The 12175-nt window shown below is 73.2% G+C and carries 11 protein-coding genes and 1 pseudogene; 4 read left to right on the forward strand and 8 right to left on the reverse strand.

Annotated features, from left to right (window positions below; genetic code table 11):
- Positions 1-179: 179 nt before the first annotated feature.
- Positions 180-824 carry an FMN-binding negative transcriptional regulator gene (locus tag QQS16_RS36320; protein WP_286066780.1) on the forward strand — a complete coding sequence of 215 codons (645 nt, stop codon included), beginning with the start codon at positions 180-182 and terminating at the stop codon, positions 822-824.
- Between the two features lie 27 nt (positions 825-851).
- Here the strand turns inward: QQS16_RS36320 and QQS16_RS36325 are convergent, their stop codons facing one another.
- The 8 genes and pseudogenes from QQS16_RS36325 to QQS16_RS36360 form a co-directional block, all read right to left on the reverse strand.
- Positions 852-1655, reverse strand: a complete 804-nt coding sequence (locus QQS16_RS36325; protein WP_286066781.1) for an LmbU family transcriptional regulator — start codon at positions 1653-1655, stop codon at positions 852-854.
- 717 nt (positions 1656-2372) lie between these two features.
- A complete protein-coding gene (locus QQS16_RS36330) occupies positions 2373-3593 on the reverse strand; it encodes an acetylornithine transaminase (RefSeq protein WP_286066782.1) in 1221 nt (406 codons plus the stop codon).
- Positions 3590-4582 carry an acetylglutamate kinase gene (argB, locus tag QQS16_RS36335; protein ID WP_286066783.1) on the reverse strand — a complete coding sequence of 331 codons (993 nt, stop codon included), beginning with the start codon at positions 4580-4582 and terminating at the stop codon, positions 3590-3592. Before argB ends, QQS16_RS36330 begins: the two co-directional genes overlap by 4 nt.
- A complete protein-coding gene (gene argJ / locus QQS16_RS36340; protein WP_286066784.1) occupies positions 4579-5730 on the reverse strand; it encodes a bifunctional glutamate N-acetyltransferase/amino-acid acetyltransferase ArgJ in 1152 nt (383 codons plus the stop codon). The genes argB and argJ overlap by 4 nt, the downstream gene beginning before the upstream one ends.
- 148 nt (positions 5731-5878) lie before the next feature.
- Positions 5879-6907 (reverse strand): N-acetyl-gamma-glutamyl-phosphate reductase, encoded by a 1029-nt coding sequence (argC, locus tag QQS16_RS36345; RefSeq protein ID WP_286066785.1) that lies wholly within the window; start codon positions 6905-6907, stop codon positions 5879-5881.
- A 59-nt stretch (positions 6908-6966) separates the two neighbouring features.
- Entirely contained in the window at positions 6967-8145 is a 1179-nt protein-coding gene (locus QQS16_RS36350) for a serine hydrolase domain-containing protein (protein WP_286066837.1), read from the reverse strand.
- 165 nt (positions 8146-8310) lie between these two features.
- Positions 8311-8508, reverse strand: a pseudogene (locus QQS16_RS36355) (BTAD domain-containing putative transcriptional regulator); the annotation flags it as partial.
- A gap of 94 nt (positions 8509-8602) precedes the next feature.
- Positions 8603-9349 (reverse strand): thioesterase II family protein, encoded by a 747-nt coding sequence (locus tag QQS16_RS36360; RefSeq protein ID WP_286066786.1) that lies wholly within the window; start codon positions 9347-9349, stop codon positions 8603-8605.
- A gap of 160 nt (positions 9350-9509) precedes the next feature.
- On the opposite strand from QQS16_RS36360, the gene QQS16_RS36365 reads away from it, so the two are divergent.
- The 3 genes from QQS16_RS36365 to QQS16_RS36375 all read left to right on the forward strand — a co-directional run bounded on the left by QQS16_RS36365 (position 9510) and on the right by QQS16_RS36375 (position 12127).
- On the forward strand, positions 9510-10463 hold the full coding sequence (locus QQS16_RS36365; RefSeq protein WP_286060349.1) for an IS481 family transposase: 954 nt from the start codon (positions 9510-9512) through the stop codon (positions 10461-10463).
- A 669-nt stretch (positions 10464-11132) separates the two neighbouring features.
- Positions 11133-11345 (forward strand): MbtH family protein, encoded by a 213-nt coding sequence (locus QQS16_RS36370; RefSeq protein WP_286066787.1) that lies wholly within the window; start codon positions 11133-11135, stop codon positions 11343-11345.
- Positions 11346-11416: 71 nt separating this feature from the next.
- On the forward strand, positions 11417-12127 hold the full coding sequence (locus QQS16_RS36375) for an LmbU family transcriptional regulator (RefSeq protein ID WP_286066788.1): 711 nt from the start codon (positions 11417-11419) through the stop codon (positions 12125-12127).
- Positions 12128-12175 lie beyond the last annotated feature (48 nt).

Raw genomic sequence — 12175 nt, forward strand, 5'->3', positions numbered from 1 at the left:
TGCTCGACATTCGAAAGCGTTGTCCTGTCGACGGGACGGAGATATGGTCGGCACGGATTCTCGATCTCCGCGTGGCGCGGCGCCCATGACGATTTTTCCGGAGTAGCCGGAGTAATGCGATCAGTCATGCCCTGAGGCAGAGCCATGCGATGAGCCGATTACGGAAAGGGTGAATCCGGATGTTCATTCCCGACTTCTACCGCGAACCCGGAAGTTCGTGGATGGTGGACCTGATCCGTGGTAATCCATTGGCGCTCGCGGTGGCCAATGGCAGCCCCGAGGACGGTCCGTTCGCCACGCATCTGCCGGTCATCTTCGACCCCGAGACGTCCGGCGACTGGTCCGGCGACCTGGCGGGGGCCACGCTGCTCGGGCACATGAACCGGGCGAACCCGCACTGGGCGGCGCTGGAGACGGGCAGCCTCCTGCTGCTGACGTTCACCGGTCCGCATTCCTATGTGTCGCCCACGGTGTACGAGAAGACTCCGGCCGCTCCGACCTGGAACTTCACCGCGGTGCACGTCCGGGGCGTGGTGGAGAAGATCGACTCGATGGAGGAGACGCTGGGTGTGGTGCAGTCCACCGTGCGCGCCTTCGAGGGGGCGTTCGGCAACGGCTGGGACATGACCGAGTCGCTGGGCTACTTCCGCAAGCTCGCGCCCGCCGTGGGCGCCTTCCGGTTCACGGTGACCGGGGCCGAGGGCATGTTCAAGCTCAGCCAGGAGCAACCGGGTGAGGTGCGCGAGCGGGTACGGGAGTCGTTCGGGCAGAGCGCGTGCGTGTACAAGCGCGAGACGGCGGGGCTGATGAGCCGGCTGCCGTGACGTGCCGTGGTCCTGGGCGCCCAGGACTCAGGCGCTGATGGCCACCGGCCGGGTCCGCTCGGCGAGCCCCTCGGGCCGCGCGTTCTGCCCGGGGGCGGCCGCGGCCGGCGCGGCCAGGCCCTTGATGCCCATGAGCTCGGGGATCTCCTTGTGCTCCTCCAGCGTGCCGAGGTCCTCCAGGGCGCTCGCGGCCGCGCTGTCCAGCGTGGTCATCACCCACTGCTCGAAGTCGACGCCCAGCTGCTCCGCGGCCTTGTGCCACCACTGAAGACGGCTGTGCGGGAACTCCAGGCGGCGGTTGGACTCGGTGGGAGCGAGCGGCTGCTGCTCGCTCTGGCGCGCGGCCCGCAGGGCGGCGCGCAACTGCTTGGTGCTCCACCGCCGCTGCTCGGCGCGGTCGAGCCAGCGGTCCTGTTCCTCGACCGGCATGGAGGCCAGCTCGGCGTGGTGCTGGAAGCTCAGGGCGGGCCGGCGCCGGGTGAGGTCGAAACGCCGTGAGACCCACGCGTAGTTGCGCAGGGTCTGGTACGAGAGGCCGGCGGCACGTATGCCGCGCTGGTACCGGTCGGTGTAGTGGTCCTTGCCGAACACGAGCCAGTCACCCAGCCACCAGGACGACGAGTCGAGGACGTCGGCGAGCTGCCGCCCGGCCCGCTCCCACTCGTCGTAGGCCAGCCCGGTCGGCATCTGCAGGCCCACCTTGGTCGTCAGCACCTGACCCCGGCGCGGCCCGGCCCCCGCGGCGCGCGGCTGCCGTACCGGGGCCTGCGGAAGAGCGGTTGCCGGGCCGCCACGCGACCCCGCGGTCTGACCGGCCTGACGCGCCATCATGCCTCCATGGGAAGGGTGCACTGAACTGGCGAGAAGTCTCGCCCGGAGGGCTGGAGCGGCGCTCGAACGGTTGCGCGGCGAACATCTCTGTGGCATGGCGCCGGTCGCCCGGCGCCATCATCGGTGCGCCGCCGGCGGCGCGGTACGTGACCGCCCAGGTGACTGCCCGGAGCACTGTCCCGTCGGCGGGACGGCCCATGGCCGCGGGTCCGGGTCCGACCGTGGGCAGGCAGGGCGGTGTCGTGGGGCGGTGCAGGGCCGCGGGTGTGGGTTCGACCGTGGGTGGATCAGGCCGGTGTCGGTGGGGTGGCGCATGGCCGCGGGTCCGGTTGCGACCGTGGGCGGCCGAGGCAGCGTCGGCGGGACGGCCCATGGCCGCGGGTCCGGTTCCGACCGTGGGCGGATCAGGCCGGTGGGAACCGGCCGGAAGGCGGTGGGCGGCTCGGGGCGCGCCCGTGGCGGCCGGACGCCGAGGCCTCCGCGCCATGTGCCCGGGCCCGCCGGACGCGCCCCCGGCCCCGCCGCCACCCACGGGCAGTCGTGCCGCTGGGGCGGCACGGGTGGGCGCGGGCGGCGGCAGGGCCTTCGGCGGCAGGGGACACCGCCGGACCCGTGCGTGGCCGCGTGGGCGCCGGGGTTCGTGCGTGGCCGTGCGGGCGCCGGACCCGTGCGTGGCCGCGTGGGCGCCGGGTCCGTGCGTGGCCGTGCGGGCGCCGGTCAGACCGCCGTCAGCGCCTCGTCGAGCGTCTCGGACAGGGCCGCCCGGAAGCCGTCGACGAAGGTGTCCACCTCACGGTCCGACACGGTCAGCGGCGGGGCGAGCCGGATGACGTCCGGCATCACCGCGTTCACCAGCAGCCCCTTGTCCTGGGCCGCCCGCTGCACGCGCGCGGCGACCTCCCGGTCGAGCACGACACCCACCAGCAGGCCGGCGCCGCGGACTTCGCGCACCAGCGGATGGCCCGGGGTCTCCAGACCCCGCCGCAACCGTTCCCCCACCCCGGTCACGTGGTCGAGGAGGCCCGCCCGCTCGATGGTGTCCAGCACGGCGAGGGCGGCCGCGCACACCACGGGATTCCCGCCGAAGGTGGAGCCGTGCGCACCGGGCGTGAGCAGCTTCGCCGCCGCGCCGAAGGCGAGCGTCGCGCCGATGGGCAGACCGCCGCCCAGGCCCTTGGCGAGGGTGACGACGTCCGCCTCGACGCCTTCGGCCTCGGCCGCGAACCAGCGCCCCGTGCGCCCGATGCCGGTCTGGATCTCGTCCAGCACGAGGAGGGTGCCCGTCGCCGCGGTGATCTCGCGGGCGGCCCGCAGATAGCCGGGCGGCGGCACGATCACGCCGTTCTCCCCCTGGACGGGCTCCAGCATCACGAGCGCGGTGCGTGGGGTGACGGCGGCGCGCAGGGCCTCGACGTCCCCGTACGGCACGTGGCTGACGTCGCCCGGCAGCGGCTGGAAGGGACGCTGCTTGGCGGGCTGGCCGGTGAGGGCCAGGGCCCCCATGGTGCGGCCGTGGAAGCCGCCGGTGGCCGCCACCATGTGCGGGCGCCCGGTGAGCCGGCCGATCTTGAAGGCCGCCTCGTTGGCCTCGGCGCCGGAGTTGGCGAAGTAGACCCGGCCCCGGCGCCCGGTGAGCTCCAGCAGGCGCTCGGCGAGGCGCACGGTCGGTTCGGCGATGAACAGGTTCGAGACGTGTCCGAGCGAGGCGACCTGCTCACTGACGGCCCGGACGACCGCGGGGTGCGCGTGGCCGAGCGAGTTGACCGCGATGCCGCCGACGAAGTCGAGGTACTCGGTGCCCTCCGCGTCCCGGACCCGGGTGCCCCGGCCCTGGACCAGCGGCAGCCGGGGGGTGCCGAAGTTGTCCATCATGACGCCCTGCCAGCGGCGGGTCAGCGCCCCGTTGCCCGCCCCGGTGGTGTCCGCGCCCTCGCTCATGCCGTCGCTCCCTCGCAGCCGACGCCGTCGTCCGGCACGACCACCGTGCCGACGCCCTCGTCGGTGAAGATCTGCATCAGGATGGAGTGCCTGACCCGGCCGTCGACGACGCGGGCACTGCGCACCCCGTTGTTCACGGCGTGCAGGCAGCCCTCCATCTTGGGAATCATCCCGGAGGCCAGCCCGGGCAGCAGCTCGGCCAGTTCGCCGGCGGTCAGGCGGGAGATCACCTCGTCGCTGTGCGGCCAGTTCCGGTACAGCCCCTCGACGTCGGTCAGGACCAGCAGCATCTCGGCGCCGAGCGCGGCGGCGAGGGCCGCGGCCGCGGTGTCGGCGTTGACATTGAGCACGCCCCCCTCGGCGGCGTCCTTGCCGTCCTCGGGCCGGGCGATGGAGGAGATGACGGGGATGCGTCCGTTGTCGATGAGGTCCTGCACGATCCCGGCGTCGATGCGGGCGACCTCGCCGACGCGGCCGATGTCCACGGACTGGCCGTCCTTGACCGCGTACCGCTTGACGGCGGTCATCAGGCGGGCGTCCTCACCCGTGAGGCCCACCGCGTGCGGGCCGTGGGCGTTGAGCAGTCCGACGAGCTCGCGCTGCACCTGCCCGGCGAGGACCATGCGGACGACGTCCATGGTCTCGTCCGTGGTGACCCGCAGGCCGCTCTCGAACCGGGACTCCAGGCCCAGACGCTCGAGCTGTGCGCTGATCTGCGGGCCGCCGCCGTGCACCACGACGGGGTGCAGGCCGGCGTGGCGCAGATAGAGGATGTCCATGGCGAAGGCGGCCTTCAGGTCGTCGTCGACCATGGCGTTGCCGCCGAACTTGATGACGACGGTCTTGCCGTGGTGGCGCGCCATCCAGGGCAGGGCCTCGACGAGGGCGCGGACCTTGGGCAGGGCCGCGGGCTCGCCGGAGGGGTCGATGCCGGAGGGGCCGACGCCGGAGGGGTCGGGAGCCGGTTGAGGAGACGGTGAAGCGCTCATGATGAGTACTCGCTGTTCTCGTGGACGTAGTCGGCGGTGAGGTCGTTGGTCCAGATGACGGCGGCGTCCGTGCCCGCGGCGAGGTCCACGGTGATCCGGACCTCGCGACCGGTCATGTCCGCCAGGGCGCGGTCCTCGCCCACGGATCCGCCCTTGCAGACCCACACGCCGTTGATGGCGACGCTCAGCCGGTCGGGCTCGAAGGCGGCGGAGGTGGTGCCGACGGCGGACAGGACGCGGCCCCAGTTGGGGTCCTCGCCGTGCACGGCGCACTTGAGGAGGTTGTTGCGGGCGACGCTGCGGCCCACCTCCACGGCGTCGTCCTCGCTCGCGGCGCCCACGACCTCGATGCGGATCTCCTTGCCGGCGCCCTCGGCGTCCCGGACGAGCTGCCGGGCCAGGTCGGCGCAGACCGCGCGCACGGCCTCGGCGAACTCCTCGTGGTCCGGGACGACTCCGGCCGCCCCGGAGGCGAGCAGGAGCACGGTGTCGTTGGTGGACATGCAGCCGTCGGAGTCGACCCGGTCGAAGGTGACACGGGTGGCGTCCCGCAGCACCCGGTCCAGGGCCCCGCTGTCCACGTCGGCGTCCGTGGTGAGCACGACGAGCATGGTGGCGAGGCCGGGGGCGAGCATCCCGGCGCCCTTGGCCATGCCGCCGACGGTCCACGCGCCACGGGTGACGGCGGCCGTCTTGTGCACCGTGTCGGTGGTCATGACGGCGACGGCCGCGTCCTCGCCGCCGGACTCGGACAGGTGGGTGACGGCGGTCTCGACGCCGGCCAGCAGCCGGTCCACGGGCAGCGGCACGCCGATGAGCCCGGTGGAACAGACCGCCACCTCCGTCGCGTCCAGGCCGAGCCGCTCGGCGGCCTTCTCGGCGGTGGCGTACGTGTCCGCCAGGCCCTGCGGCCCGGTACAGGCGTTGGCGCCACCGGAGTTGAGCACGACCGCGCGGATCCCGCCGTCCGCGAGGACCTGCCGGGACCACTGGACGGGGGCGGCCTGCACGCGGTTGGAGGTGAAGACGCCCGCCGCGGCGTGGCGCGGCCCGGTGTTGACGACGAGAGCCAGGTCCCGGTTGCCGTTCTGCTTGATCCCGGCGGCGACGCCCGCCGCCGTGAAGCCTCGTGCTGCGGTGACGCTCACTGCATCTCCTTGGTCGCTCCGCCGCGGATGGGGGTCCCCCCGCTCGGACGGAGCCGAGAGTGGGGGAGGCTGATGCCACGGCCGCCCGTGCGGCGCGGCGGTGCGGTCGTCGCCGCCGTCCGCGGCCCGGCGGCCGCGCGCGCGTCGCTCACGGTGCGACTCCGATCGTGGAAAGCCCCAGGTGCTCGGGGAGACCGAGGGCGGCGTTCATGCTCTGGACGGCCCCGCCCGCGGTGCCCTTGGTGAGGTTGTCGATGGCGCTGATCGCGATGATCCGCCCGAGAGCCGGGTCGAGGGCCACCTGGACCTGCGCGGCGTTCGATCCGTACACGGCCGCGGTGCTCGGCCACTGCCCCTCGGGCAGCAGCCGTACGAACGGCTCGTCGCCCAGCGCCTTCTCGTACGCGGCCCGTACGTCGCCCGCGCCGACCCCGGGCCGCGCCGCGGCGGAGCAGGTGGCGAGGATGCCGCGGGGCATGGGGGCCAGGGTCGGGGTGAAGGAGACGGCGACCCGGCGACCCGCCACCGCGCTGAGGTTCTGCGTCATCTCGGGCGTGTGCCGGTGGCCGCCGCCCACACCGTAGGGCCGCATGGAGCCCATGACCTCGCTGCCGAGCAGATCCGCCCTGGGCGTCTTCCCGGCGCCGGACGTGCCGGACGCCGCGACGACCACCGCCTCGGGTTCGGCCAGGTCCGCCGCGTACGCGGGGAAGAGCGCCAGCGACACGGCGGTCGGGTAGCAGCCCGGCACCGCGATACGCCTGGAGCCCGCCAACGCGGCACGGGCGCCGGGCAGTTCGGGCAGGCCGTAGGGCCAGGTGCCCGCGTGCGGCGAGCCGTAGAACCTCTCCCAGTCGGTCGCGTCCGCGAGGCGGAAGTCCGCGCCGCAGTCGATGACGAGCGTGTCGTCGCCCAACTGCCGCGCGACGGCGGCGGACCGGCCGTGCGGCAGGGCCAGGAAGACGACGTCGTGCCCGGCGAGGGCGTCGGCGGTGGTGGGCAGCACCTCCCGCCCGGCCAGCGGCGCCAGGTGCGGTTGCAGCGTGCCAAGACGCTGCCCCGCGCTGGAATGCCCGGTCAGAGCGCCGATCTCCACCTCGGGGTGGGCCAGAAGAAGGCGAAGGAGCTCGCCTCCCGCATAGCCGCTGGCTCCGGCGACGGCTGCTCGCACGGTCATGAAACCTCCTGGAGGACAGGCACGTCGTTCTCACACGTCGTGGGGGTCGGGTCGCGGCGTCAGCCGGACGTCGTGTCGCAGAACTCGGCGTTCAGGGTGGGCAGCAGCTGGGAGACCTCCCAGTCGCCGTTGTAGTTGAACGTGAACTGGTGGCCGCCGTCCTCGGTGGTGGCGACGAACGTGAGGGAGCCGACCGTGCCTCCGTCGTGGTACCAGAGGGCCTTGCCGCAGCTCATCTCGAGCCGCTCGATGCCGAGCCCGTAGGACGAGATCGGCAGGTCGGGGTTGACGACGGTCGTCTTCAGTTCCGCGAGCTGCCGCGGCGGCAGCAGCTTGCCGCGCATCAGCGCCCGGTAGAAGCGGTTCAGGTCGCCGGCGCTGGAGATGACGTCGCCGTCGCCCCAGACGTGGGAGCCGTGGAACTCGGTGACGTCGTCGATCCGGTCCGGCTGCGTGTCGAAGAAGAGCTTGGAGTACCCGCGGCCGCTCGGCCGGGGCAGGCCGGTGCTCGCGCCCGGATGGGAGGTCGCCTTCAGCCCCAGCGGCTCGATGATGCGCTTGCGCACCTCGTTCTCGTACGAGGTGCCGCCGGCCCTCTCCACGATCAGCGCGGCCAGGAGGTCGTTGGTGTGGGAGAAGGCGTGCCGGGCACCGGGCCGGAACTGCGGCGGGTGGGAGAGGGCCACCTCCAGGCGCTGCCCGGGCGTCAGGGTGTCGTAGCGGCGTTCGAGGAAGCCGTCGCCCAGGACGTACGTCTGGTAGTAGGCCGGCTCGGCGAGGTAGTCGAACAGGCCGCTGGTGTGGTTGAGGAGCTGCCGTACGGTGATCGTGCGTCCGTCGTTGCCGTTGCCGGTGACCACACCGGGCAGATGGCGCTCGACGGTGTCGTCCAGCGACAGCTTCTTCTCCGCCGTCATCTGGAGCAGGACCGTCGCCACGAAGGTGTTGGTGATGCTGCCGACGCGGAACCGGTCGCCCGCGCCGCGCGCCGCCCCCGTCCGCAGGTCGCCCACGCCCACCGCCGTCCGCCAGACGCCGTCGGCGTCCCGCGCCTCGGCGGCGACACCGGGGACCCCGGCCTCGACGGCCGCCTCGATGGCCTGCCGGGTCGCCTCGTGGCCGGCCGCCGGGGCCTCCGCGTCCTGCGCCGCCCGGGCGGAGCCCGTCAAGGCCGTCGCCGTGATCACGGCGGCCGCCAGACCGGCCAGGCAGGCCCTCGGTCTCATCCGTATCGTCATGTCCCCGCTCCCCGTTGCTCTGCGTGGTCCGTCGTCGGGTGCCGCACGTATGTGTGCGGTCCGTCGGCGGCACCGTAGGCCGCCCGTGTCGGGCGCGGGTGGAAGTACGCTCGGGCGCCCGTGGGGCCGACGGGTGCCTCCTGCGCGCGGGCCGCGCAGGGCGGAGCCCGGTTCGACACCGGGTTCGCGCACCATGGGGCCGTACGCCCGCTCGTACACGCCGAGTGCCTGCGCCTGCCGGCCACAGCGGTACAAGGCGGCCGTCAGCAGGCCGCAGAACCGCTCCCGCAAGGGGTGGCCGGCGGCCGGACGTGCTGCCCGGCCATCACCACCGCGTCCCCGCCGGCGCGCGCTGCCGGGCATCCGTGGGCAGAATCCGCGGGCCCGTGCGCTCGTCCCGGACGTCCACGAGACCGAGGATGCGGAACCGCGTGCTCTCCCCCCACGCCGGCCGGGGTCAGGAGGACCGCGCCGCGCCGGCCGCGTCGAGGGCCGCCGTCGCGTCCTGTTCGATCTGCCGCAGCAGCGGCCCGGGATCGTCCTGGAAGTGGAAGTGACCGCCGTCGAAGACCCGCAGGCCCAGGAAGCGTTCGGTGTGCTCCGCCCAGCCGGTCATCCGCGGCGGCGGGGCGGAGTGGTCCTCGCGGCCCGCGTACGCGGACAGCGCCACGGGCAGCGGAGCGGCGCCGGGCACCGGGCGCCAGGTGTCCACCAGGCGCAGGTCGGCCCGGATGATCGGGTCGAACAGGGCCCACAGCTCGGGGTCGGCGAAGATCCCGTCGGGCGTGCCGCCGAGCAGCCTCAGACGCGTGCGCAGTCCCTCGTCGGACGGCTCGCGGTAGGGCTCGGCCGGCCGGCCGAGCTGCGGCGCGGTGCGCGCGGAGACACCCAGCCACACCGGCAGCGGCAGGCCCCGGTCGACGATCCGCCGGGTCATCTCGTACGTCACCAGGGCGCCCATGCTGTGCCCGAACAGGGCGTAGGGGCACGTCAGACGGGGTTCGATGACGCGCAGCAGATGATCGGCGAGAGAGCCGGCGTCCGAAATCTGCGGCTGGTCGAGCAGGAGGCCGTGGCCCGGGGCGTCCAGCAGGCGCACGTCCCAGGTGTCCGGGAGCGCGGCCGGCCAGGTGCGGTACAGCAGGTGCGAACCTCCCGCGTGGTGCATGACGAACAGGCGCAGGGCGGGTCGGGTGCTGTCCATCGCTCTCCCTCGGATCGGGCCACGCGTCCTCGCACCCTAGGTGTTCTGTCCCGGGAGGTTGTGGACGAGGGAGCCAGATCTCGGCTGAGGGATCTTGAAATGAGTGAGGGCCTTCCGGTTCGGTGTGGATTGCGACGTCTACACCGACAGAAAGGCCCTCGTGCCCCACCGTAATGCACCCCTGACCGAGACCGGCCGTCTGCGTCTGGCCCGCTGCGTGGTCGAGGACGGCTGGACCCTGCGCAGGGCCGCCGAACGCTTCCAGGTCTCGCCGACCACCGCCCAGCGGTGGGCCGACCGCTACCGTCGATCCGGTGAGGCAGGCATGAGCGACCGCTCCAGCCGCCCGCGCACCAGCCCGCGCCGGATGCCGACCCGCATCGAGCGGCGGATCATCAAGGTCCGCGTTCTGCGCCGCTGGGGACCGGCCCGCATCGCCTACCTGCTGCGGTTGAACCCGTCCACGGTGCACCGGGTCCTGGCCCGCTACAAGCTGGCCCGTCTCGCTCATCTCGACCGCGCTACCGGGCGGGTGATCCGCCGCTACGAACGGTCAGCGCCGGGCGAGTTGGTGCACGTGGACATCAAGAAGCTCGGCAACATCCCCGACGGCGGCGGCCACAAGACCCTGGGCCGCCAGGCCGGCCGCAAGACCCGCTCCGGCGTCGGTTACAGCTACCTGCACAACGCCGTCGACGATCACTCCCGCCTCGCCTACAGCGAGATCCACGCAGACGAGAAGAAGGAAACCGCAACCGCCTTCTGGGGCCGGGCCCAGACGTTCTTCGCCCAGGCCGGGATCACCGTCCAGCGGGTGCTGACCGACAACGGCTCCTGCTACCGCTCACGCGACTGGCGCGAAGCCCTTGCCACAGCCGGGATCACCCACAAGCGAACCCGCCCCTACCGGCCGCAGACGAACGGCAAGGTCGAGCGCTTCAACCGCACCCTGCTGGACGAGTGGGCCTACGCCCGCCCCTACCGCACAGAGACTGAACGACGCGACGCATACCCCGGCTGGCTGCACACCTACAATCACCACCGCGGACACACCGCGCTGAAAGGCCAACCACCCGCCAGCCGCGTCCCCAACCTCACGGGTCAGTACACCTAGGGCGGGTCGCGGCCGGCGGGGCGCGGGCACCGGGCGTCCCCCACCGCGGCTGCGGCGGTTCTCGACCGGTCCTGCGACGGCACGGCGCCGACCTGGGACGCCGGGCGTCGGGTACCGCCCGCTGCCTCCAGCGGATATCGAGCGGATCTCGAACGGGCCCCGCGACGGTGAGCGGGTCGGCACACCGGCGGGACGGGACACCAAGCCCGTACGACGGCCGCGGCCCCGCCCACAAGGCACCGGGCCACGCGCCGCCGCTCGAACGGAGCGGACCGCGCACGGGCTGATCGGCTGCCCCGCGTTCCCATCCCGGAACGCGAGGCAGCCGGACCGTCTTCCGGCCGCCGGCCCGGGCCGCCCCTGCGGGCGAAAGGGCGGCATGCTGGCACAGGAGCCCGGCGAAGTACAGACGATCCGGGCGGCCGCGGACCCGGCCGGGCGACCGGTCGCCGGCCGGCCAGTCCGGCCTTGAAGCGCCGATGGCCGAGTCCCTACGGTGACGTGGCAACGCCGGGGCCGCCCCCGATGCCCGATGTCCCGTCGACCGGACAGCCGAGTGTCCCGTCGACCGGACACGCCGGCCGGCGGCCCCCTGCCCGGTGCCGTCCCGCACCGGCCCGGCGACATCCCATCCCGAGTCACACCATGACGGTTAAGGACGGTGCCCAGGTGAGCACGAACCCCTTCGACGACGAGAACGGCCGCTTCCACGTCGTGGTCAACGACGAGGAGCAGCACTCCCTGTGGCCGGCCTTCGCCGAGGTGCCCGCCGGCTGGCGGGTGGTCTTCGGCGAGGCGGCCAGGTCCGAGTGCCTGGAGTACGTCGAGCAGAACTGGACCGACCTGCGTCCCAGGAGCCTGCGGGAGGCCATGGCGGACTGAGCGCCGCGGCGCGGGCCGGCACGTTCCAGGCAAGCACTCTGAGTGGGGAGATGAAGGTTGTGAGGGGCGCTGTGAGAACCGCGAGCGCGGGGCCTGCGGCCAACGGCGGCGAGCCCGCGCAGCGCGATGTGGTCCTGTCCTTCGTGGGGTCCCAGGCCACCGTCCGGAAGTCGGGAATGATCTTCCCGGAGAACCTGCCGGAGCGGTCCTGGGAACGGATCGGCAGCAATCTGCGCGAGCTGGTGAACTCCTCGGCGTGGTGGCTCGCCGACTGGCTGATCTACGGGGAGACCACCTACGGCTGGCGGCGGTACAAGGAGGCCATCGAGCGGACCGGGCTGGACTACCAGACCCTGCGCAACTACGCGTGGGTGGCCCGGCGGTTCGAACACCACCGCAGGCGCGACAGCCTCAGCTTCGCCCACCACGCCGAGGTGACCCGCCTGTCGCCGCCGGAGCAGGACTACTGGCTGCGCAAGGCCGAACAGCAGAAGTGGTCGCGCAACGAGCTGCGCCGGGCGGTCCGCGCCAGCCTGGCCGTGCAGAGCGACACCGCCGAGGCCCCCGCGGGCGGCGCCGACGAGCAGCAGGAGGTGCCGCGGCTGGCCGAGTCGGCGGCCGAGAAGCGCCGGCAGAAGGTCACCACGCTCACCATCGAGCTGTCCGCGGACCAGCTCGAGCACTACTCGAAGGCGGCCGCAGCGCACGGCCTGCCCGTCGACCAGTGGGTGGCCCGGATGCTCGAGACCGCCGATCTCCCCGCCGAACGGCGCACCGCCTAGCGGCGCCACGCCCGGCGGCCCGCCCCACCGGACACCTCTCACATCGGA

Origin of the sequence: Streptomyces sp. ALI-76-A (genome assembly GCF_030287445.1) — a bacterium.
Taxonomy (GTDB): Bacteria; Actinomycetota; Actinomycetes; order Streptomycetales; family Streptomycetaceae; genus Streptomyces.